The organism is Flaviramulus aquimarinus (assembly GCF_039543205.1).
Lineage (GTDB): Bacteria > Bacteroidota > Bacteroidia > Flavobacteriales > Flavobacteriaceae > Flaviramulus_B > Flaviramulus_B aquimarinus.
In genome coordinates, this window is record NZ_BAABJH010000006.1 from 1 (window position 1) to 21,515 (window position 21,515).

Consider the following 21,515-nt stretch of genomic DNA (forward strand, 5'->3'; position numbering starts at 1 on the left):
TAGCTGATACCATCTGCGAGATGGTACTGCATTTGGAGAGCGTAGAGTCGTTGCCTTTTTTATTCTAAACTCAATTTAGAATTGTAAATCCTCAACATTCATTTGTTGAGGATTTTTTTTGCTCTGAATTGAAATAAAATGAAAATTACATTTGTAATTAAACGCTTTTTTTTGAAATAAAGTTAATAGGATATTTTGTAAGGCTTTGAAGCACGTTTTCAACGCAATTTAATGGTACTGAAATAAGCTAAGTATTTTATGTAAAACCCTTCATAGAAGTATAAAGGGTTTTCCTATGAAATAAATTTAAGATTATAATTTAAGAATCTTACATTATTTATATATTATAATTTATAAATTGTAGTTAGTTTCCTATATTTGAAATATTTTTTATAATAATCAAAAATGATAAGCAATCGGGAACTGGATTTAACATGGGCGTTTGTGAATAATACAAACCGGTCAATTTTTTTAACGGGTAAGGCAGGGACTGGTAAAACCACGTTTTTACACCGATTGAAAATGAATAGTTTAAAACGAATGGTAGTGGTAGCACCTACGGGTGTGGCGGCTATTAACGCTAAGGGGGTTACAATACATTCGTTTTTTCAGATGCCTTTTGGACCTATTTTACCGGATACGGACCTGAATGCCTCAAAGGGCTTTAATAGGAAGTTTAGTAAGACCAAAATCAATATTATTAAGTCGATGGACTTATTGGTCATTGATGAAATTAGTATGGTGCGTGCCGATCTGTTGGATGGTATTGATAGAACCTTACGGCGTTTTAGAAATAGAAACAAGGTGTTTGGTGGGGTGCAGGTGTTGATGATTGGCGATTTGCAACAATTATCGCCAGTAATTAAGGAACAGGAATGGGACTTATTAAAATCGTATTATACAAACGGGTTCTTTTTTAGCAGTCATGCCTACCAGCAATGTGAAGCTATTACTATTGAGTTGAAACATATTTACAGACAGGACAACCCCAAGTTTATTGAAATCCTTAATGAAATTAGGAATAATGCCCTTAGCGAAGCTGGAGCTGTTGCATTGAATACACGTTATATTCCTGATTTTACACCTGAACCTGGTGCGGGTTATATATCCTTAACCACGCACAATAACAAAGCGGAAGCCACTAATAAAGCGGAGTTAGATAAATTAAATACCAAATTACATACCTATAAGGCAGAAATTAAAGGAAAGTTTCCGGAATATGCTTACCCCAATAAAGAGACTTTAGAATTGAAAGTGGGTGCTCAGGTGATGTTTGTTAAGAATGATAGTAGTCCTGAAAAGCGTTATTTTAATGGAAAGATAGGGAAGGTGATTCTGTTGGATGTTGATGAAGTGGTGGTGCATTGCCCTGATGATGATTTTAATATTGTAACCACGCCCGAATTTTGGGATAACATTAATTATACAGTTGATGCTGAAACGAAAGCCATTTCGGAAAATATTATAGGCTCGTACACCCAAATGCCTTTGCGTTTAGCATGGTCTATTACCATACATAAAAGTCAGGGGCTCACTTTTGAAAAGGCCATTATTGATGCCCAAGGGGCTTTTGCTCACGGGCAAACCTATGTGGCATTGAGCCGATGTAAATCTTTGGAAGGCTTGGTGTTAAAAAGTAAGATTCATTCTAGTCAGATTATTAGCGATAGCCATGTAATTTCGTTTAATAAAGATGCCGAACAGAATGAACCTGACGAAGCTGTTTTAGAGCTTTCGCAGAAAAATTTTCAATTGGATTTAATTTTTGAGGTGTTTGATTTTTACCCATTACTGTATCCAGCAAATCGGGTTTTAGATATTTATTATAAAAACAGAACGGTTGTTCAAGGCGAGGTAGAACCTGTTTTTTTAACCATAAAAACGGCCATTACTAATTTTTTGAAAGTGAGTAATGGGTTTAATGCCCAATTGAAACAACTTTTGGAACATGAGGGGTTACCTGAAACGAGTGCTGTGGTTCAAGAGCGCTTTAAAAAAGCCATTGCTTATTTTAAAACTGAGGTAGAAACACATATTGTTGAGCCATTAAAGACGTTTGGTTTTACTACCGATAATCAGGCCGTGGGGAGCGATATGACTAAAAACCTGGATGCTTTGGAAGACTTATTGACTACAAAAGTTTTATATTTTAATGGTTTAGCTACTGGGTTTCAAGCCAAGCACTTTTTGGAGTTACGAGCTAAATCTGTATTTTTTGGTAAAGAGAAACCCAAGAAACCTAGAAAAGCAGTTATTGATGGGACGTCTAATGTGGAATTATTTGAATTATTACGTGTGCTTAGAAATGAGATAGCTCAGGAAAAGGATTTGATTCATTATCAGGTATTTACTCAAAAGGCCTTATATGCCATGTGCGAAACCTTACCTAGCAATAAAAAAGAACTGCTGCAAGTTAATGGTATGGGTAAAACGCGTGTTGAAAAGTACGGTGTTGCTATTTTAAAAGTAATAAAAGCGTTTTGTGATGAAAACGATATTGAAACATCTAAAGATGTGGATATTTTTGAAGTAGAAAAGCCTAAAAGAAAAAAGGGTGATACTAAAAAAGAATCTTTAGCCTTATTTAAACAGGGTAAATCTATTCAAGATATAGCTAATGACAGGGAACTTAATGAAAATACCATTTTTGGACATTTGACTAGTTTTATAGGTTCGGGAGAAGTGAAAATTACCGATTTGATGTCGGTTGAAAATTACGAAGCATTAAAAGCCAGTATTCCTAAAAAAAGTTTTGAAGACATATCAGATTTAAAGCATCAATTGGATGATAAGTACAGTTATGGAGAATTGCGTTTGGTGGTTGAGGAATTGAGAAAATAAAGTTAAAAAAAATGAAACTATATTAGGGTTTTGACCCCTCCGCTTGTCGATAGTTTCCGATAGCTATCGGGATGGGATAAGCTTCCAGAAGTTAGATTATAATTAACCTGATTTCGATGTAAATTTTATTTAAAAAAACAATTTACCATATGATAAACAGTTGTTTGTCATATCGACAGCGCGAAGTATGAGTCTTTCGGCTCCGTTCAAGATAAACTTTCGAGATATCTCATTATGATGAGATTCCCTGTCTGCCGACAGGCAGGCTCTTCACAAACTTCGTTTGGGTATTTTCAATCAAAATATATTTTAATCTTAATAGCATTCGGAATGATAAAGCTTATTTATTAAACTTTTTAAACACTCAATTATTAGTTAGTAATATGTCTAACTGACGTTAATTAGGGTTTTGACCCCTCCGCCTGTCGGCACCTCCCCTTAAAAAAAGGGGAGGAGTAATACGGTTGCTATTTAAAACTATAATTGGTGTTGGTTTTAATTTTCGGGTTTCTATTTAGTTTATGCTTAACGCAGTCGAAGTATTGTACCCTAATTGTTTTTAATGATGAGATTCATACACCGTACTTTGGCGCTTCTCAGAATGATAAAGCTTTTTTGTAAGGATTTTAAAGCTGTTAGACTAAATCACAATAATTTTTCAATTCAATTTATTTATCTATTTTAGTATCCATGAATATAATTATCCAATCTACTCTTAAAACACTTCAAAAATCGCAATCATTATTAAATAGTTTAACTGATGAGCAATTATGTGATGCTTCTGTGCCGCCATATCATTCCAGTATAGGCACTCATATTAGGCACATTTTGGATTTTTATGAGCGTATTTTTGAGCTTAATTCTGAAAACCAAATTGATTTAACAGCCCGATCTAGAAATACAGATGTTGAAGAACAGTGTGATTGTGCTAAAGATTATTTGGATTTAATCATTGATAAATTAAATGCTATAAGTTTTGATATGGATAAAACAGTTTCTGTTATTGATGATTTAGGTTTAGGAACTGTAGAAATACCTTATACTTACGGGGCTTTATTATCTCAAGCTAATAGTCATACTATACATCATTACGCTATTATTAACTATATTTTTGACCGTTTAGGCATTCTTGTTAATGATAGTGAATTTGGATATAATCCAACAACGCCAAAGCAGGCTACTGTAAAATAAACCACTATGGATTTGAAATCCACAGTTTTAAAACAAAAGCATAAAATTCTTTTTAAAAGTGAGCTTGTCATTCCGAATGAGGCACGAAGAGGAATCTCATCAGTGTAAGATTTCTCGAAAGTTTATCTATGAGTATTTTCTATGCTCAATATAAACTAAAGTAAAAAGGTTCGTTCTCCTTGCGTCCCGATAACTATCGTGAACTATCGGAACCGTCGAAAATTCAAGTCGCATTGATGAATTGGTTTTTAATTTATAGCACTAACAAAATTGTTTGATTATTTCTTTTTAAACATACTGTCCATAACCGTGTTTATACCTTTAAACGCAAGGAATATGGCTAAACCACAAAGGAGTATGGCTAGTATTAAAATAGGAATGTATAAAGGTTTTTCTTGATTGGTTAAAGCTATATAAACTAATGTAGGCCCAAGGAACATACATCCTAAAGACATTCCCATGATTTTTAACCCTTTTGCTAGAATATCTCTATCTGTTTTATGTTCTTCCATCATTATAATTTTGAACTGCTAAACGCACACTACCAAATTTGTTTAATAATTCTTCAGCATCTTTTTGAGGGATGTTTAATTCTGCCATAATCATTTTAGCACCTCTATTAACCAGCTTATTATTACTTAATTGCATATCTACCATTTTGTTGCCTTTAACATGTCCTAATTGAATCATGGTAGCTGTAGTTATCATATTAAGTACTAGTTTTTGAGCGGTACCTGCTTTCATTCTAGAGCTGCCAGTCACAAATTCAGGACCAACAATAACTTCAATAGGGTATTGGGCGGTTTGCGATAATGGACTATTAAAATTGCATGTTATACAGCCCGTAATGATATTGTTTTTATTACATTTTTCTAAAGCAGAAATAACATAAGGCGTTGTGCCAGAAGCGGCAATACCGACAACAATATCTTTATTTGTAATATTATAAGCTTGTAAATCTTCCCAACCTAAACTCAGAGAGTCTTCAGCAAATTCTACAGCTTTTCTAATGGCCGTGTCTCCACCTGCAATAATTCCAATGACTAAATCATGTGAAACTCCAAAAGTAGGTGGGCATTCAGATGCGTCTAAAATTCCTAAACGTCCACTTGTACCAGCGCCAATATAAAATAAGCGACCTCCTTGTTTTAATTTGTTTACAATTTGTTCAACTAAATTTTCTATTTGTGGTAATGCTTTATTAACAGCTAAAGGAACTGTTTTGTCTTCGTTATTTATATTTTTTAACAATTCTGAAATAGACATGCTTTCCAAATGATTATAATTTGAATCTTGCTCGGTTGTTTTAGTGAAACTCATAGTCTAAAAATACGTAAAAAATTTGTTAGGATTAGTGGCTGCTAATTTAGTCTAGTTCATGTGGTTTATTGAACGACATAGGTGAAAATATCTGTTTCTGAAACTCTAAAATAACCTAAAGGGTAATTGCTAGGATTTGTTTGGTTAACGCAGTTCCCCCTAACTGTAGCAGGCTGACTTTCAAAAGGCCCTCCTGAATCTTCATCGGTTTGCTGTAATAATATATTAAAAAACTCATAACCGCGTTCTGAAACGCCAGAATTCCTAATCAATAATTCATCACCTGGTTCTATATCATCACTAGAGTAGAATGCAAAAATTTGATTTCCATCGGTAAATTCATCATCATAAACTTCTAGGTCTAAGTTATTACTATCAATAACTAAGAATTCAAATAAATAGTAATTATCAATTCCTAAAGGATCTGTGTAATATGCTTTTATTTCAATATCGTCCCCTGTAAATCCACCATCATTTTTTTGTTCTACAAACTCTATAGGTACTACAGGTATTAAAGTTTCGGTTGCTGTGTATATTTCATTATTGTAGTTTATAGCTAGATTGTAAACGCCATTAAGTTCTGGAATGAATGACTCATTTGAATAAATACCAGTATTCTCATTTTCAATAAAATTGAATGTGTTACTGTTTAAATCTGTAACTGTTATTGTTGCTCCTGTTGCTGGAGGAATCGTGTCATCAAAATATGGAGCAGTCAAGCTAAGGCGTATAAATTGTAAATTCCCATCGGTACCTTTAATCCAATTTAAAGATGCTTCTATAACCAATCTTGGTTCGGCAGTATTTAAATCGACTTCAATAACGTCTTCGCACGAGATTAGTAATAAACAAATAAGATATATTTTAAATATTGGTTTCATAGTCTTAAAGTTTAAAATTATAAGATATGGATGGTACAATTCCAAAAATGGCTAATCGTGTTGCTTCATTGGTATTTGTATCTGTATTTTGTCCAAAATTTATAGAAGCGGCATTTTTACGGTTATAGATATTATAAATGCCAAATACCCAATAGCTTTGCCACCCTTTGGTTTTATTTGGTTTTGGGGTGTAATTTAATGAAACATCTAAACGGTTGTATGATGGTAGCCTATCTGCATTCCTGTTGCTGTAGTTAGGTATGTTAAGTCCATTAAATTCATATTGCCCATTAGGGAATGTTGCTGGTTGTCCGGTTTGAAACAAAAAATTAGTGTTTATTTTCCATTTTTTGTTCCATTGATAACTTCCCGTTATTGATATATCATGTGTTTTGTCATAGGGTGTATTGTACCAATTCCCATTATTTATTCCTAATTCTGTAGGTGTTCTTCCTCTTGTTTGTTGTTCGGATTTAGATAGGGTATATGCCAACCATCCTTTTAACTTTCCTTCGTTTTTGCGAAGTAAAACTTCTAAGCCATAGGCTCTAGCTCTACCATTTAGTATAATTTGTTCAATAGCGTTATTTGCAATTAGATCTGCGCCATCAATATAATCTATTCTGTTTTTTACTGTTTTATAAAAACTTTCTAATTCTAAAGCATATGTATTGTTATTAAAATTTTTAAAATAACCTATTGCGAATTGGTCAAGTAATTGTGGCTTTACATATTTGCCACTAGGCGTCCAAATATCTAAAGGGGTAGGTGAATTGGTATTTGAAAGTAAATGTAAATATTGACTCATTCTATTGTAACTCATTTTTACTGAGCTATTAGGACTTACTTGATAGGCTAGGGATGCTCTAGGCTCTAAGTTATAGAAGCTTTCAATAACAGCACTCCGTTTAAAAGATGTTTTGGCAATAGGTTCTGCTTTTTCATAAATTTGAAAATCTTCATTGAACAGAATGGCTTGATCGTTTTCATAAACATTCAGTTCATCTTGCCCTAAACGGTGAAAAGAACTAAGGCGCAATCCATAGGATAGTGCCAATTTATCTGATATTTTATGTTCAGCATCTAAATAAATAGCATTTTCAAAAGCATATTTATCTATGAGTTTAAATGGATTAATTCCTGAAGACGGCACGGTTGGGTTTATTTCTCCTGGATTAAATTTGTAATACATACTATTTATACCGTATTGCAGTTTTATTTTATCGCTTATATAGTGTTTGAAATCATATTTTAAGTTGAAATTTTGGATTCCTGAAATCCAATCAAATTCTACAAAGTCAAGCCTTAATTCGTAATAATAATCAGAATAAATAAAGGATAAATTTGAAAATAATTTATCTGAAAACAGATGATTCCACCTAAAGTTTAAAACGGAGTTTCCATAGGTGTTTTCAAAAGAATCTTCGATTCTAAATACATCTCTACCAAAATATCCTGATAGGTAAATATTGTTTCTATCGTTTATTCTATAGCTTAATTTAGTATTCAAATCGTAGAAATATGCAATATTATTAATGTCAAAAATCGGTAAAAATAAATGAGCGTAACTAGATCGACCTCCAAAGAGGAAAGATCCTTTGCCCTGTTTAATAGGGCCTTCAGCAAGTAGCCTACTTGAAACAAGTCCAATACCACCATTCATGTGAAATTCTTTACTATTGCCTTCTTTTTGATAAATATCTAAAACGGATGAAACACGCCCACCATAACGCGCAGGAATACCACCTTTATAGAGCTTTATATCTTTAATGGCATCTGGGTTGAAAACGGAAAAGAATCCAAACAAATGCGATGAGTTATATATAGTGGCTTCATCTAAAAGGATTAGGTTTTGATCTGCTGCACCACCTCGCACGTTAAAACCAGAAGCCCCTTCGCCAGCACTGGTTACACCAGGTAATAAGGTAATGGCTTTAATAATATCAGATTCGCCAAGAACAACAGGGATGTCTTTTATGGTACTAGAAGTAAGTTTGGAAACACTCATTTGTGGCGTTTTTATATTGAGTTTCTCAATATCTTCAGTAATGACTATTTCATCTAAACTTTCTAATGCATCTAATAAACTTAAGTTTTTGGTAATGTCCTGGGTAAGCGTAATGGTTTCAGAAATTGTAGAAAATCCTAGGTAGCTCACTATTAATTTGTAAGTTCCTTTAGGAAGTGTTATGGAATAAAAACCATATTCATTAGTTGTTGTGCCTGCTGATATTTCTGGAAATATAATATTTACACCGATAAGGGTTTCATTACTTTTTTCTTCGGAAACGGTGCCACTTAATGTGAATCTTTCTTGTGCGTTTAGCGATAGTATATTAAAACATAGCGCAAAAAGAAACCATAGTAAAAGGTTTTTCATTTAATAGCTCTTCTTTTTTTTTATAAAAGTATAAAAAAAGCTCCTAAAAAAGGAGCTTTTAACAAGTTGTTAGATTTTTATTTAACCTAATATCTTATTCAAGGTTTTGCTCGGTCTCATAACTTTGTTAACTAAATCTTCGTTAGGGAGATAATAACCTTCTATATCGGTGGCTTTACCCTGAATACTATTTAATTCATTAACAATAGTTTCTTCGTTAGTAGTTAACTCTAATGCGATTGGTTTAAACTTGTCACTAAGTTCAGTGTCAACATTTTGATTTGCTAATTCTTGCGCCCAATACATCGCTAAATAGAAATGGCTTCCTCTGTTATCTAACTCACCAGCTTTTCTTGATGGACCTTTTTTGTTATCCAAAAGTTTCATTGTAGCATTATCTAATGCTTCACTTAATACTTTGGCTTTTAGGTTGTTGTTAACTTCAGCATAATGTTCTAAAGAAACGGCTAATGCTAAAAATTCACCTAAAGAATCCCAACGTAAATGGTTTTCTGCGAGTAATTGTTCCACGTGTTTTGGTGCAGAACCACCTGCGCCAGTTTCAAACAATCCACCACCATTCATTAATGGGACAATCGATAACATTTTGGCAGAAGTACCTAATTCCAAAATTGGAAACAAATCTGTTAAATAATCACGTAATACGTTACCTGTTACGGAAATCGTGTCTAAGTTTACTTTTACTCTATCCAAAGTATATAAAGTGGCTTCGACAGGAGACTTTATAAAAATTTCTAATCCAGATGTGTCGTGATTTGGTAAATAGGTATTCACCTTTTTAATGATTTCAATATCATGATCTCTGTTTTCATCTAACCAGAAAACAGCTGGCCAACCAGTAGCTCTAGCTCTATCAATAGCTAGTTTAACCCAGTTTTGAATTGGTGCATCTTTTGTTTGACACATTCTGAAAATATCACCCGATTCAACGTCTTGAGATAAAAGTACATTTCCGTTTATATCTATAACTTCAACAGTTCCAGCTTCACTTAAGTGGAAAGTTTTATCATGAGACCCATATTCTTCAGCTTTTTGAGCCATTAATCCAACATTAGCAGTAGTTCCCATTTTTACCGGGTCAAAAGCACCATTTTCTTTACAGAAATCAATTGTTGCTTGGAATACACCAGCATAACATCTGTCTGGAATTAAAGCCTTGGTGTCTTGTTGTTGTCCTTCTGCATTCCACATTTGACCTCCTGTACGAATCATAGCCGGCATTGATGCATCTACAATTACATCACTTGGCACATGTAAATTTGTAATACCTTTATCTGAATTTACCATGGCAACAGCAGGAGTATCTGCATATACAGCGTTAATAGCAGCTTTTACCTCTCCTTCTTTAGTATGACCTTCTAATTTATCATAAACATCTCCAATACCATTGGTAGCAGTAATGCCTAATTCATCAAATAATTCAGCGTACTTTTCAAATACGTCTTTGTAGAATACTTCAACAATAGCTCCAAAAATAATCGGGTCAGAAACCTTCATCATCGTAGCTTTCATGTGTAATGATAGCAATACGCCGTTTGCTTTAGCGTCAGCAATTTCTCTAGCAGCATATTGTTTAAGAGCATTAATACTCATTACCGAGGTGTCAATTATTTCTCCTGCTAATAAAGGAGCGTATCCCTTTAGGTCTTTACCATTGAAAGTAATTTTAAATTCAGTGTCTTCAGCAATAGTGGTAGATTTTTCCGAACCATAAAAGTCATTTGCTTTCATTGAAGCTACGTGAGTTTTTGAGTCTTTTTCCCATTTCCCCATTTTATGAGGATTCTTTTTAGCGTAATGGGAAACAGCTTTAGGTGCGCGTCTATCTGAATTACCTTCTCTTAATACGGGATTTACCGCACTACCTTTAATTTTATTATAACGAGACTTAATGTCTTTTTGCTCACCATTTTCTGGTTCACTTGGGTAATTTGGTACCGCAAAACCTTTTGATTGTAACTCTTCAATAGCCTCCTCTAATTGAGGAACAGAAGCGCTAATGTTTGGTAATTTAATGATGTTCGCTTCAGGTTTTTTAACAAGTTCACCAAGTAATGCTAAATCATCTTGAACACGTTGTTCTTCATTTAAGTAATCTGGAAATGCAGCTAATATTCTTGCTGCTAAAGAGATGTCTTTGGTTTCAACATCAATCCCAGCGGACTCAACAAAAGATTCAACAATTGGTAAAAAAGAACGTGTTGCTAAAGCTGGTGCTTCATCCGTTTTTGTATAAATGATTTTTGACATTATGTGCTATTTTTTTGAATTACTGAAAAGGCTAAAAATTATAGAAAAAGACTAGTTTCAATTTTAGCGATGCGAATATACAAAATTAGACTGTTATAAATGTTTTTTAGGTTTACGAAAACGTTTTAGTAGTGTATATTTAATAGAATTAAAAAAAAGGTACAGTTTAGTAAGAATTTAATAAAAAATAGGTAAAGAAAATGTTAAAAAATAACAAAAGCCATATCACTGAAGAATTTAATCTTCTCTGACATGGCTTTCTTTGAAATAACATAACGTGATCTAATTAGTATTGCTACTAAATCAATTCAAAATTTTCATCTAAATCTTTTCAATTCAAGTGCTATTATTTCAAGAGAAACATTTTTGTAATTTTCAAAATGTATTGACTTATTACTAGATGTTTCTGTTTAATTGTTTTTCTTGATGCTTTTAACTCCTTCTTCGCTTGCGCGTTAAATTTGCTAGCAACATTGCCCTCATTATAATAATTACTTTCGTAAATTATTAATTTTTGAGCTTTCCATTACCTTAGTTTTCATCTGCTTTCGCATATGGTACTTTTTATAATGTCATGGTTTTGCTTTCACACGCATACACGTGCTATATCAAAAACCTCAAAAAACAATTATATAAAGAACGTTTCCTTATATTTAGAATATAATATAAATTCAGTTTTAAAGTGAAACCAACCGAGGGCTGTTATTAATTCTTTTACTAAAATACATTCACAATTTAATAAAACAAAATTTTTAAGTATTTAGATACCAACAACTTATAAACCACACTTATTAACTTTTGTTAATAAAAAAAGCCTTGAGATATCTCAAGGCTTTTTTACACTGCAAATACAGTGGTATTTTATTAACGTCTGCGTTCAGTAATTCTGGCTTTTTTACCAGTAAGACCTCTAAAGTAGTAGATTCTTGCTCTACGTACTTTACCACGTTTGTTAACTTCTATTTTTTGTAATGCTGGCAAGTTTACTGGGAAGATACGTTCTACTCCAACAGATCCAGACATTTTTCTAATTGTAAAAGTTTCTGATGATCCAGATCCTCTTCTTTGAATTACTACACCTCTAAAAAACTGAGTACGTGTTTTGTTTCCTTCTTTAATTTCGTAGTAAACAGTAATTGTATCTCCAGCTCCAAATTCCGGAAATTCTTTTCTTGTTACAAATTCGTCTTGTACAAATTTTACTAAAGATTCCATTATCTTTAAATTTAATTATAATTAATCCAGAACAACATTCACGATTCTCGCCAGAGGTTAACCCGAAATTGGGTGCAAAGATAATTAATAATTAATAATTCACAATTAATAATTATGTTTTTTATAGGGACTCTTTTTAATTGAAAATTTACTTGTGGGTTTATGTTTAAGTAAAGTAAAAAGTTAGGCTTTCATTGCTGGATTCCTTCTATATCGGGGAGATCAAACATGTTTTTCGATTCTTAACACGAAATGAATTGGTAGTCAACAGTATTCAGCTGTTCGCAAATAGATTCAAATTTAATTGATTCATTTCAAAAAAAATCAACTGATACTTATAATGTGATGATAATGTTTTTGATTTTGGAATTTTTTATTTTTGGAATTTGTCTTTGCTTAATCATCCAACAAATCTGGTCGCCTTTCTTTAGTTCTTAAATACGCCTGCTCTTCTCTCCATTTTTCAATCTTAGGGAAGTTTCCTCCAAATAGTAATTCCGGTACTTTCCAACCTTTATAGTCTCTAGGTTTTGTATAAATGGGTGGCGCTAATAATCCATCTTGAAAAGAGTCTGTTAGGGCAGAGGTTTCATTACCTAAAACCCCTGGTATTAATCGTATTACAGCATCACAAAGTACTGCAGCACCGAGTTCACCTCCAGACAATACATAATCGCCAATAGATATTTCACGTGTTATAAAGTGGTCACGTACACGTTGGTCAACACCTTTATAATGACCACATAAAATAATAATGTTTTCTTTTAATGAGAGTTGGTTGGCTATACCTTGTTTAAGGGTTTCGCCGTCAGGCGTCATATATATAACTTCGTCATAATGGCGTTCAGTCTTTAAAGCTGAAATACATTTATCAATAGGCTCAACCATCATTACCATGCCGGCTCCACCACCAAACTGTGTATCGTCAATAGATTTGTAGTTATCAGTTGTATAATCTCTTAAATTATGAAAATGGATTTCTACCAATTCTGCTTCTATGGCTCTTTTTAAAATAGAGGCTTCAAAAGGACTTTTAAGTAATTCTGGTAAAACGGTAATAATATCTATGCGCATGACTATTTTTTAAGTAAAGCAAAGATAATTTAATTGTTTGTGATGTAGCTAATGATTTTTTTTCAGATATGTTTTGGGGCAAGTTTAATTATCATGATATGAAATTATGTAAATCGTATATTTAGAATGGTGGCGCTTCACATGACAAATGTCATAGTTATAGCCTATGATATTCAATACTTTTAAGGGTATATATAAAGTGTGAGTCATGGAAGCTAAAAAGAACCCAGAATTAGAAATTGGTCGAAATAGCAGTATATACTTTGCTATTGGACTCAATTTAATGTTATTCTTGTCTTGGCATGCTCTGGAGTATAAGACTTATGAAAAAGATGATGTTGCTATTGATATTCTAAATGTTGAGACAGAATTTGAAGATGAAATCCCAATTGTTAATGCTAATACGCCACCACCGCCACCACCGCCAGCTGCTGTTCAAGAGTCTATTCAAATTGTTGAAGATGTAGAAGAAGTAGAAGAAACTATTATTGAAAGCACAGAAATTGGTCAAGATGACGCTATTGAGGAGCGCGTTATAGAAATTAGCGATGTTGAAGTTGAAGAAGTCGAGGAAGATGTTCAAGTGGCTTTTGCTGTTATTGAAGATGTGCCTGTTTTTCCTGGTTGTGAAGGACTATCTAAAAAAGAATCAAAAGTTTGCTTTCAGAAAAAAATCCAGGAGCATGTTGTAAAACACTTCAAATACCCACAAACGGCTTTAGAGTTAGGTGTTCAAGGTCGGGTGTCAGTAATTTTTGTTATAGATTCAAAGGGTTATACGACTAACATACGTTCAAGAGGACCAGATAGGATTTTGGAAAAAGAAGCAGAACGTATTATTAGTAAGTTACCAAAAATGAAACCAGGTAAGCAACGAGGTAGACCTGTTAAGGTTGCCTATGCTGTACCAATATTCTTCAAGCTTCATGACGGGTAGTATATGGTTTTATATCAATGTGAATAAGGGAGTCTAAGCTATTTTAGACTCCCTTTTAGTTCCAATGCTTTACTGCATTATTATGCATAATCACCTTTCGAAATTCACCAGGTTTTTTATCATTAATTAATTTTAATCCGCTGCCAGCATCAATCAGTTTTTGAAAATTAACTTCACTATTATCGAATTGTGCTTTGTTTTTATATGTTGTTATTAATATAAAGTTGTATGGCGTCTCTTTGGTTACAACGCTTTCTAACAATTGATAGCTTTTTATATAACCTTGCTCTAGAGCTTGAATTCTTAATTGCTTCCAATTATTTTGATAGTAAAATAAGGCTTCGGTCTTATTTCCATTTAAAACCTCAATATAATCTATAGTAGATATGCGGTCAGTTTGACTAAAACTAAATGCAGACATACAAATTAGAAGAATACATAGTATGTTTTTCATTTTGTGATGATTTATTACAACGCAAATTAACAATTAGAATTCTTATATTATATGAGTTTAACATTTCAGCTATAAAAAATAACAATTCGGTAAGTCGATTTTTTTAATATTCCACTTCTGACGGATATTTGCTTCATAATTAAAATTATAAAAAATAAACACATGAAACATTTAATCATTATTACTACTCTATTAGTTTCTGGCTTTTTAAACGCACAAACTAATTATGAAAAAGGGATGCAAAAAGCCTTTGAACTATGGACAGCTAACCAACCAATTGAAGCAGCAAACTTATTTGAACGTATAGCTGCTGCCGAACAAGATAATTGGCTGCCACCATATTATGCCGCACAAATAAATGTTATATATAGCTTTGGTGAAAATGACGAAGAAAAGCTAAGCGCCCAGCTTAAAAAAGCGCAAGATTTAATTAATGATGCAACAGCCATTTCAAAAGACAATCCAGAAATAATGGTTCTACAAGCTTTATTACACACAGCTTGGGTAGCCTATGATGGAGCCACATATGGTATGACCTTATCTGCAAAAGTTGTAGAGATTTATACAAAAGCGGCTATAATTGCACCAAAAAACCCAAGAGTTGTGTATTGTAAAGCAGAATGGGATATGGGAGGCGCAAAATATTTTGGTCAAGATACGACACCATTTTGTAAAGATTTAGAGCGTTCCATTGAACTTTTTGCTAACTTTAAACCAGAAACAGCATTTCACCCAAATTGGGGAGCAGACCGTGCTAAAATGCTAGTAGATTCTTGTGAAAAATAATTAGTAATGAATAAACTAACTAAAAATATATTAATAGCCTTTTTTATTGGTGTCACTTTATTTGTGTTAGATAACTCTTTTTCTAGAGGTTTTAAATACGATAGTTTTAATGATGGCTTAGTTAGTTTTTTCATTTATCAGTTATATTCAGTAGTAATTACTTTATCAAATATGAGGCTTTTTGATTTTTTAGAAAGACGCATATGGAAATCAAATCAAAGAATAAAAAGAGTCCTTGTTAGTTTCATAGGATCAGTAGTAATTACGCTAGTATGCATGTTTTTGCTTAACCTTTTAGTTAGGACAACTCTCGGCGGAAAAACACTTGTAGAATTTATTCAAAATGAAAAAATTGAAAATTACCAGTTTGCTTTATGGATTACACTTTCGGCAGTTTCGGTATTCCACATCATTTACTTTTATAACAAGGTACAGCAAAATAAAATAAAAGAACAAAAGGTTATAGCAGGTACGGCTAGTGCCAAGTTTGATGCCTTAAAAAATCAATTAGACCCTCATTTTCTATTTAATAGTTTAAATGTATTAACCAGTCTAATAGAAGAGAATCCAGACAATGCACAAAAGTTCACAACGTCATTGTCGAAAGTATATCGTTATGTTTTAGAGCAAAAAAATAAAGAATTAGTAACGGTTGATGAGGAGTTACAGTTTGCAAAAACCTATATGTCTTTACTTAAAATGCGTTTTGAAGATAGTATTGTTTTTTCGATGCCTGAAAAAGCATCAAACCCAGAAAGTATGGTAGTGCCTTTGTCATTGCAATTGCTTTTAGAAAATGCTGTAAAACATAATATGGTAACATCGAGTAAGCCTTTGCATATTAGAATATATGAAGAGCAGGGTAATTTAATAGTGGAAAATAATTTACAACCCAAACAGATAGTAAAAAAGAGTAGTGGTGTAGGCTTAAGTAATATTATGCAACGTTACAAACTCTTAACGAATAGAAAAATAGATATTAATAAAACAACAAGAAAGTTTGCTATAGCTATACCTATGCTTACCAAACAAATATCAATCATGAGAACAGAACAAACATCATCAAGTTTAGACGACAGTTATATGCGAGCACTTAATCATGTAGACGAATTAAAAGGCTTTTATTATAGTCTTATATCGTATTGCTTAGTTATTCCTTTTTTAATATTCATCAATTACAAAACGTCTTGGGGGTTCCAGTGGTTTTGGTTTCCCATGTTTGGTTGGGGCATTGGTTTAACCATTCAGGCCTTTAGGGTTTTTGTTAGTGAAGGTGCTTTTGGCAGAAATTGGGAAAAGCGTAAAATGGAAGAGTTTATGAATAACGAAGAAAATAATTGGGACTAAAACTAATAATTATGGAACGATTACCAGATTTTGATACGGAACAAAAAGCAGTGAGAGCACGTAAACGTATAGAACAAATAAAAGGATTTTATCAGCATCTCCTTGCGTATTGTTTGTTTACTCCATTTACAATTTTTATTAACTATAAAACCTACTGGGATTATAAATGGTTTTGGTTTTCAGTTATAGGCTGGGGTATTGGTTTAGCTATTCATGGGTTTGTCGTTTTTATTCAAAAAGGCATGTTTGAAAGTAAGTGGGAGAAACGTAAAATTGAAGAATTGATGCGTAAAGAAGAGAATAACTGGGAATAACTATTAGGATTATGGAAGATTATAAATTAGAACCTTACGAAAATAAAAAGTATCAAAAAGAACAAGCCTATGCTCGGGCTAAAAAACGTGTAAAAGAGATTAAAGGTTTTTACTGGCATGCTTTCTGGTATGTTGTGGTTAATGTTTTTATTGTGGGCATGGTTGTTTATAAGAATGGCGAACTATGGCATTTTGGCACATTTTCGACCGCTATTTTTTGGGGCATTGGTTTGGGGTTTCATGCGCTTGGTGTATTTGGAAAAGGCTTACTTTTTAGTAAATCTTGGGAAGAAAAGAAAATTAGAGAATACATGGATAATGATAAAAAGCAATGGAAGTAAAATAATTATAGCATCAGCTTGCTAAAAGACCAAACGGAAACTCAGTAAACTATAAAGAAAATAAAATATATAACCAGCAATGAGAGTAATAATTATAGAAGACGAAAAACCCTCAGCAAGACGTTTACAACGTATGCTGCAAAGTTTAGATTTAAAAGCTGAAGTGATGCTACATTCTGTTGAAGAATCAATAGACTGGTTTCAGAATAATGAGCATCCTGATTTGATATTCTTAGACATTCAATTAAGTGATGGTTTGTCTTTCGAGATTTTTGAAGCCATAGATATCAAATCAGCAATTATTTTTACAACAGCCTATGATGAATACGCTCTTCAGGCCTTTAAACTAAATAGTATCGATTATTTACTGAAACCTATTGATGAGGACGATTTAGAAGTTGCAGTAAAAAAATACCTAGATCTCGCACCTCAAAAACAAGCTGTAACTTTAGATTTTAACGATATTAAAAAACTACTTGTAAACCCGATTGACCGCGAATATAAAAAGCGTTTTTCGGTAAAAGTTGGGCAGCATTTAAAACTGATTAATATTGATGACATAGAATGTTTTTATAGCGAAAATAAAGGCACATATTTACATACAATCGAAGGTAGAAACTATCTTTTAGATACGACGCTTGACCATTTATCAGACGAGTTAGAACCACAAAATTTTTTTCGTATAAATCGTAAATTCTTTGTGAATATAAATGCAATAAAGGATATGGTTAGTTATACTAACTCACGTTTGCAAATAAAATTAAATTCATATAATGAGCAAGATGTTATTGTAGCTCGCGAGCGCGTTAAGGATTTTAAAAGCTGGTTGGAATAATTAAAGTTTAGGCATGTGATAAAACAGGGAACATCCAGTGCTTGTGTTTGAAATAATCTACATAGTCTTTTAGAACAAAAAGCGTCGTGCCTTCTTCTTTTAGCAATTTTTTATTATAACCTTTTTTGTCTAAAGGGGTAAATCCTAATACAACGTTTTTTACATATTTATTGGATATTGCCTTAATTATATGGTTTAAACTAACATGTTCTTTGGTAAAAACATCGTTTAGGTATAGAGTGTCACCCTCAAAGTCTGCAATAACAATGGTTTTTAGTGTATCGATATAGTAAATGCTGTTTTTTTTAATCCATAAACAGTAAAACATTATTAACCCTGTATTATTTCGCATTGACACTTTTGAAATTGGTATTGAATTTTTTAAGATGTCTTTTAGAAACTCTTTTTCATTATCATTATCAATGTTGATTTTTTTTATTGATGAAATATCACTATTATCTTTAACAGGTTTTGAGTACTGATATTCATCGACTATCTCAAAATTAAATTTTGGATAGAAGTCCAGAACACTATCATTTGCATAGAGGTATATAAAATCAGCTTTTTCTTTCCATTCATTTAATACTTGTTCCATGATGAACTTATTTAAACCACCTTTTCTGTGGTTCTTATCAGTCATTACAGTTCCTAGTTGTATACCAATCTTTTTTTCTTTATCTATAATAAACTCAATCACACTAACTGAAACATTTGATATAATTTTGTTTTCATGTAATAATGAATAGGCTATATAATTATCTCCCCAATAGCCACTTTGATACCATGCTTCCATGTTAAATCCAAATGAAGCTTCTGTTAGCGTATTGAAACTTGTTCTAATGGCTTTATCATGCTTAATATTACTGGTAAAGCTATAAACTGTATTGTTTAGTTTTATATATTTCATTTCGGAATTCTTTTTCTTTAAAAAGAAAGAGTAATGTATTAAAAAAGGTTGGTTTTATTGAAAAAAACTTTTAATGTAAAAACATTTTTATTTCTTGGACTTTATTGGTTGTTAACGAGGCAGAGGTAGACGGAAATCATTTTAAGCTATATTTTATTTCTTAGCCATTCTTCGCATAGCTACCCATTGTTTTAACATGGCTTTAGCTTCTTGTGCTGGATAGCCTAAAACGGTTTCGCCTGCTTTAACGTTATTCATAACACCAGATCCAGCGCCTACGGTTGCTCCGGATTCAATAGTTGTATGGTCTTTAATTGAGGCACTTCCGCCAATAATAACACCATCACCTAGGGTTACTGAACCTGCAAGTCCACTATGCCCCGCCATTATACAGGAACGTCCCATAATACTGTTATGGGCAATTTGTACTAGATTATCAATTTTACATCCATCGCCTACAATAGTAGAACTGAACTTGGCTCTGTCAACACAGGAGTTAGCTCCAATTTCTACATAATGACCAATAATAACATTTCCGATTTGGGGTATTTTTACTAAGCCTCTGCCATCATCACTTGGTCTATATCCAAATCCATCTGCACCAATACTTACATTGGTATGAAAGATACAGTGGCTACCAATAATACATCGTTCTCTAATTACGGTTCCTGACCATGCAATAGTATGATCTCCAATGGTGGTTTCATCAAAAACACAAACATTAGGGTATAGAATAACACCGCTACCTAAAGCCACATTTTTACCTACATAACAATTAGCTCCGATTTTACAACCGTCACCAATGGTAGCGCTTTCATGAATAACAGCTGTAGGATGTATATCAGTTTCAAATTCTGGTGCTGGTGGATTGTAAAGTTCTAAAATGGTTGCCATGGCTAAATCGGCATTTTTTACTTTTATTAACGCTCGGTTATCACCAGGTTCAACCGATAAATTGTCATTTATTACTGCGGCACATGCTTTTGAGTCTTCCCAAAACTTAATGTATTTTGTGCTTCCTATAAATGTTATATGGTTATTCTTGGCATTTTGTAATTGTTCTGGGCCTTCAATTTGTTGTGTGGTATGTCCTATTAATTCGCCTTTTAAAAGGTTGTTTAATTCTTCAATGGAATATGACTTCATAATATATTAAGTAAGTATTGATTAGTTATTGGTAAATCTAAGCAAAAAATAAGGTTTTTATTCTTCAATTCTATTTTCATCAAAAGCTGAGGGCAATAATTTTGGAATAAATTTGACTACTAAAGGAAGTAATAATGCACCTCCTGGGAGTAAAAAGATTGCAAGACTTGGTATGGATTTAAAAATGTCTAATAGCTGGTCTTGTACTTTTTTTTGTTCTTCTTTATTTAAATCTCGTATTGTAGATTGAGTTAGTAAAACCATAAGTTCCTTACTATCTTTTAATTCTTGATACAAACGTTTACTGTTTCTAGTAATAAGTTTGTTGACCATTTTGCTGGAATTGTTATAAAAACTCTGAACAATGTTTTTTGAACTTAAAAGTGCAATGTTGTCTTTGTTTTTAGTGTAAAAATTATTTACGGTTTTTATAGATTGATGGACTCTTGATTTACTTAATTGTAAATCATTCCCCAGTTTTTCTAGAAACTGTTCTTCTTCTAAATCAATCATTTGGTCGCTCCAAGTCGCCATGCAAGCTAAATCCAAAATATAGTACTTCTCTTGATTTGTTTTTATGTAGGTAATCGCTTTTTTGTAATATAGGATGTCGTTATCGTGATACCTTAATGAAGACTCAAATAATTTGATTAAACTATCGTCATATTGATTTTTGATTTCTTTTGAATTTAAAACGTCTAAAGAAATAGCTACAATTGAAGCTTCTAGTTCTTTTATATAATTAACACTAACAGATTCCTTTTTTAAATATTCTTGATATGCCAATACATCGACATACAACAAAGCGTTTATAATAAAGTAGTTAAAGTTTTTTGTAAGTACATTAGCATCAATTTGAATACGTTTGTGTAGAATTTTTTCTAGCTGTTCGCTTGATTTTTTACCACCTAATAAATCTTGAAAAAAAGAGGTTTTAATTTCATTTATGGCTGTGTAAAAATTTATAACGCTATTAATAAACGATACTTCACTATTGGAGTTTGAATGCGTATAATATAATGATAAACACAGGTTCGTTTTACAAAGCTCATCTTCGGTTAAGTCGCTTTTATTTATAACTTGAGTAGTCACATTTAAATTACTGCCATAAATAAAGCCACAAGTTCTTAAGTCTTCATAAAAGACTTCTTCATCATACTTTAAAAAGTGATTGTTTGTTTCAACTTCTTTAAGTAATTTTTGTATCCAGCCAACTGCAGATGGGTTCATTATTTATAAATCGTATAATTTAGAATGTAAATGTAATGTTTTCGA

General features: G+C 32.5%; 19 protein-coding genes. 8 read left to right on the top strand and 11 right to left on the bottom strand.

Translation table 11 applies throughout. The features are described from left to right. Nucleotides 1-405: 405 nt before the first annotated feature. Together ABD941_RS11530 and ABD941_RS11535 are read left to right on the top strand one after the other, a co-directional pair. Nucleotides 406-2,841: a helix-turn-helix domain-containing protein gene (locus tag ABD941_RS11530; protein WP_345274290.1), complete on the top strand. Its 2,436-nt coding sequence runs from the start codon at nt 406-408 to the stop codon at nt 2,839-2,841. Between the two features lie 690 nt (nt 2,842-3,531). Further along, nucleotides 3,532-4,032, top strand: coding sequence for a DinB family protein (locus ABD941_RS11535; protein WP_345274291.1), 501 nt, complete (start codon nt 3,532-3,534; stop codon nt 4,030-4,032). Between the two features lie 278 nt (nt 4,033-4,310). Here the strand turns inward: ABD941_RS11535 and ABD941_RS11540 are convergent, their stop codons facing one another. The 7 genes from ABD941_RS11540 to trmD form a co-directional block, all read right to left on the bottom strand. Continuing rightward, complete coding sequence (locus tag ABD941_RS11540; protein ID WP_345274292.1) at nt 4,311-4,544, bottom strand: DUF6095 family protein; 234 nt, start codon at nt 4,542-4,544, stop codon at nt 4,311-4,313. Next, a complete protein-coding gene (gene murQ, locus ABD941_RS11545; RefSeq protein ID WP_345274293.1) occupies nt 4,531-5,352 on the bottom strand; it encodes an N-acetylmuramic acid 6-phosphate etherase in 822 nt (273 codons plus the stop codon). Before murQ ends, ABD941_RS11540 begins: the two co-directional genes overlap by 14 nt. Before the next feature lie 65 nt (nt 5,353-5,417). Then, nucleotides 5,418-6,233, bottom strand: coding sequence for a DUF4249 family protein (locus ABD941_RS11550; protein WP_345274294.1), 816 nt, complete (start codon nt 6,231-6,233; stop codon nt 5,418-5,420). A gap of 4 nt (nt 6,234-6,237) precedes the next feature. Beyond that, the gene (locus tag ABD941_RS11555; protein ID WP_345274295.1) at nt 6,238-8,613 is read right to left on the bottom strand and encodes a TonB-dependent receptor; all 2,376 of its coding nucleotides are present in this window, start codon (nt 8,611-8,613) and stop codon (nt 6,238-6,240) included. An 81-nt stretch (nt 8,614-8,694) separates the two neighbouring features. After that, a complete protein-coding gene (locus ABD941_RS11560) occupies nt 8,695-10,884 on the bottom strand; it encodes an NADP-dependent isocitrate dehydrogenase (protein ID WP_345274296.1) in 2,190 nt (729 codons plus the stop codon). 864 nt (nt 10,885-11,748) lie between these two features. Next, nucleotides 11,749-12,099, bottom strand: a complete 351-nt coding sequence (gene rplS / locus ABD941_RS11565) for a 50S ribosomal protein L19 (RefSeq protein WP_345274297.1) — start codon at nt 12,097-12,099, stop codon at nt 11,749-11,751. A 396-nt stretch (nt 12,100-12,495) separates the two neighbouring features. Then, nucleotides 12,496-13,173 (bottom strand): tRNA (guanosine(37)-N1)-methyltransferase TrmD, encoded by a 678-nt coding sequence (gene trmD / locus ABD941_RS11570; protein ID WP_345274298.1) that lies wholly within the window; start codon nt 13,171-13,173, stop codon nt 12,496-12,498. A gap of 208 nt (nt 13,174-13,381) precedes the next feature. Here trmD and ABD941_RS11575 point away from each other — a divergent pair, with 208 nt between their 5' ends. After that, on the top strand, nt 13,382-14,110 hold the full coding sequence (locus tag ABD941_RS11575; protein WP_345274299.1) for an energy transducer TonB: 729 nt from the start codon (nt 13,382-13,384) through the stop codon (nt 14,108-14,110). A gap of 55 nt (nt 14,111-14,165) precedes the next feature. Here the strand turns inward: ABD941_RS11575 and ABD941_RS11580 are convergent, their stop codons facing one another. Next, on the bottom strand, nt 14,166-14,564 hold the full coding sequence (locus ABD941_RS11580; RefSeq protein WP_345274300.1) for a hypothetical protein: 399 nt from the start codon (nt 14,562-14,564) through the stop codon (nt 14,166-14,168). A 162-nt stretch (nt 14,565-14,726) separates the two neighbouring features. Between ABD941_RS11580 and ABD941_RS11585 the strand changes: the two genes are divergently transcribed. The 5 genes from ABD941_RS11585 (at nt 14,727) to ABD941_RS11605 (ending at nt 18,187) form a co-directional block, all read left to right on the top strand. After that, nucleotides 14,727-15,350: a hypothetical protein gene (locus ABD941_RS11585; protein WP_345274301.1), complete on the top strand. Its 624-nt coding sequence runs from the start codon at nt 14,727-14,729 to the stop codon at nt 15,348-15,350. Between the two features lie 6 nt (nt 15,351-15,356). Beyond that, nucleotides 15,357-16,697 carry a histidine kinase gene (locus ABD941_RS11590; protein WP_345274302.1) on the top strand — a complete coding sequence of 447 codons (1,341 nt, stop codon included), beginning with the start codon at nt 15,357-15,359 and terminating at the stop codon, nt 16,695-16,697. A gap of 11 nt (nt 16,698-16,708) precedes the next feature. After that, complete coding sequence (locus tag ABD941_RS11595) at nt 16,709-17,011, top strand: 2TM domain-containing protein (protein WP_345274303.1); 303 nt, start codon at nt 16,709-16,711, stop codon at nt 17,009-17,011. An 11-nt stretch (nt 17,012-17,022) separates the two neighbouring features. Beyond that, the gene (locus ABD941_RS11600) at nt 17,023-17,352 is read left to right on the top strand and encodes a 2TM domain-containing protein (protein ID WP_345274304.1); all 330 of its coding nucleotides are present in this window, start codon (nt 17,023-17,025) and stop codon (nt 17,350-17,352) included. Between the two features lie 79 nt (nt 17,353-17,431). Then, the gene (locus ABD941_RS11605; RefSeq protein WP_345274305.1) at nt 17,432-18,187 is read left to right on the top strand and encodes a LytR/AlgR family response regulator transcription factor; all 756 of its coding nucleotides are present in this window, start codon (nt 17,432-17,434) and stop codon (nt 18,185-18,187) included. Nucleotides 18,188-18,194: 7 nt separating this feature from the next. Here ABD941_RS11605 and ABD941_RS11610 read toward each other — a convergent pair whose 3' ends face one another. The 3 genes from ABD941_RS11610 to ABD941_RS11620 all read right to left on the bottom strand — a co-directional run bounded on the left by ABD941_RS11610 (nt 18,195) and on the right by ABD941_RS11620 (nt 21,470). Beyond that, nucleotides 18,195-19,094, bottom strand: a complete 900-nt coding sequence (locus ABD941_RS11610) for a GNAT family N-acetyltransferase (RefSeq protein ID WP_345274306.1) — start codon at nt 19,092-19,094, stop codon at nt 18,195-18,197. A 153-nt stretch (nt 19,095-19,247) separates the two neighbouring features. Beyond that, nucleotides 19,248-20,240, bottom strand: a complete 993-nt coding sequence (gene lpxD / locus ABD941_RS11615) for a UDP-3-O-(3-hydroxymyristoyl)glucosamine N-acyltransferase (RefSeq protein WP_345274307.1) — start codon at nt 20,238-20,240, stop codon at nt 19,248-19,250. Between the two features lie 57 nt (nt 20,241-20,297). Next, nucleotides 20,298-21,470 carry an LETM1-related biofilm-associated protein gene (locus ABD941_RS11620; protein ID WP_345274308.1) on the bottom strand — a complete coding sequence of 391 codons (1,173 nt, stop codon included), beginning with the start codon at nt 21,468-21,470 and terminating at the stop codon, nt 20,298-20,300. Nucleotides 21,471-21,515 lie beyond the last annotated feature (45 nt).

What these genes read in the sequence shown, in the direction of transcription:
- ABD941_RS11530 (WP_345274290.1), top strand. Translation starts at nt 406, where the DNA reads ATGATAAGCAATCGGGAACTGGATTTAACATGGGCGTTTGTGAATAAT.
- ABD941_RS11535 (WP_345274291.1), top strand. Translation starts at nt 3,532, where the DNA reads ATGAATATAATTATCCAATCTACTCTTAAAACACTTCAAAAATCGCAA.
- ABD941_RS11540 (WP_345274292.1), bottom strand. Translation starts at nt 4,544, where the DNA reads ATGGAAGAACATAAAACAGATAGAGATATTCTAGCAAAAGGGTTAAAA.
- murQ (WP_345274293.1), bottom strand. Translation starts at nt 5,352, where the DNA reads ATGAGTTTCACTAAAACAACCGAGCAAGATTCAAATTATAATCATTTG.
- ABD941_RS11550 (WP_345274294.1), bottom strand. Translation starts at nt 6,233, where the DNA reads ATGAAACCAATATTTAAAATATATCTTATTTGTTTATTACTAATCTCG.
- ABD941_RS11555 (WP_345274295.1), bottom strand. Translation starts at nt 8,613, where the DNA reads ATGAAAAACCTTTTACTATGGTTTCTTTTTGCGCTATGTTTTAATATA.
- ABD941_RS11560 (WP_345274296.1), bottom strand. Translation starts at nt 10,884, where the DNA reads ATGTCAAAAATCATTTATACAAAAACGGATGAAGCACCAGCTTTAGCA.
- rplS (WP_345274297.1), bottom strand. Translation starts at nt 12,099, where the DNA reads ATGGAATCTTTAGTAAAATTTGTACAAGACGAATTTGTAACAAGAAAA.
- trmD (WP_345274298.1), bottom strand. Translation starts at nt 13,173, where the DNA reads ATGCGCATAGATATTATTACCGTTTTACCAGAATTACTTAAAAGTCCT.
- ABD941_RS11575 (WP_345274299.1), top strand. Translation starts at nt 13,382, where the DNA reads ATGGAAGCTAAAAAGAACCCAGAATTAGAAATTGGTCGAAATAGCAGT.
- ABD941_RS11580 (WP_345274300.1), bottom strand. Translation starts at nt 14,564, where the DNA reads ATGAAAAACATACTATGTATTCTTCTAATTTGTATGTCTGCATTTAGT.
- ABD941_RS11585 (WP_345274301.1), top strand. Translation starts at nt 14,727, where the DNA reads ATGAAACATTTAATCATTATTACTACTCTATTAGTTTCTGGCTTTTTA.
- ABD941_RS11590 (WP_345274302.1), top strand. Translation starts at nt 15,357, where the DNA reads ATGAATAAACTAACTAAAAATATATTAATAGCCTTTTTTATTGGTGTC.
- ABD941_RS11595 (WP_345274303.1), top strand. Translation starts at nt 16,709, where the DNA reads ATGGAACGATTACCAGATTTTGATACGGAACAAAAAGCAGTGAGAGCA.
- ABD941_RS11600 (WP_345274304.1), top strand. Translation starts at nt 17,023, where the DNA reads ATGGAAGATTATAAATTAGAACCTTACGAAAATAAAAAGTATCAAAAA.
- ABD941_RS11605 (WP_345274305.1), top strand. Translation starts at nt 17,432, where the DNA reads ATGAGAGTAATAATTATAGAAGACGAAAAACCCTCAGCAAGACGTTTA.
- ABD941_RS11610 (WP_345274306.1), bottom strand. Translation starts at nt 19,094, where the DNA reads ATGAAATATATAAAACTAAACAATACAGTTTATAGCTTTACCAGTAAT.
- lpxD (WP_345274307.1), bottom strand. Translation starts at nt 20,240, where the DNA reads ATGAAGTCATATTCCATTGAAGAATTAAACAACCTTTTAAAAGGCGAA.
- ABD941_RS11620 (WP_345274308.1), bottom strand. Translation starts at nt 21,470, where the DNA reads ATGAACCCATCTGCAGTTGGCTGGATACAAAAATTACTTAAAGAAGTT.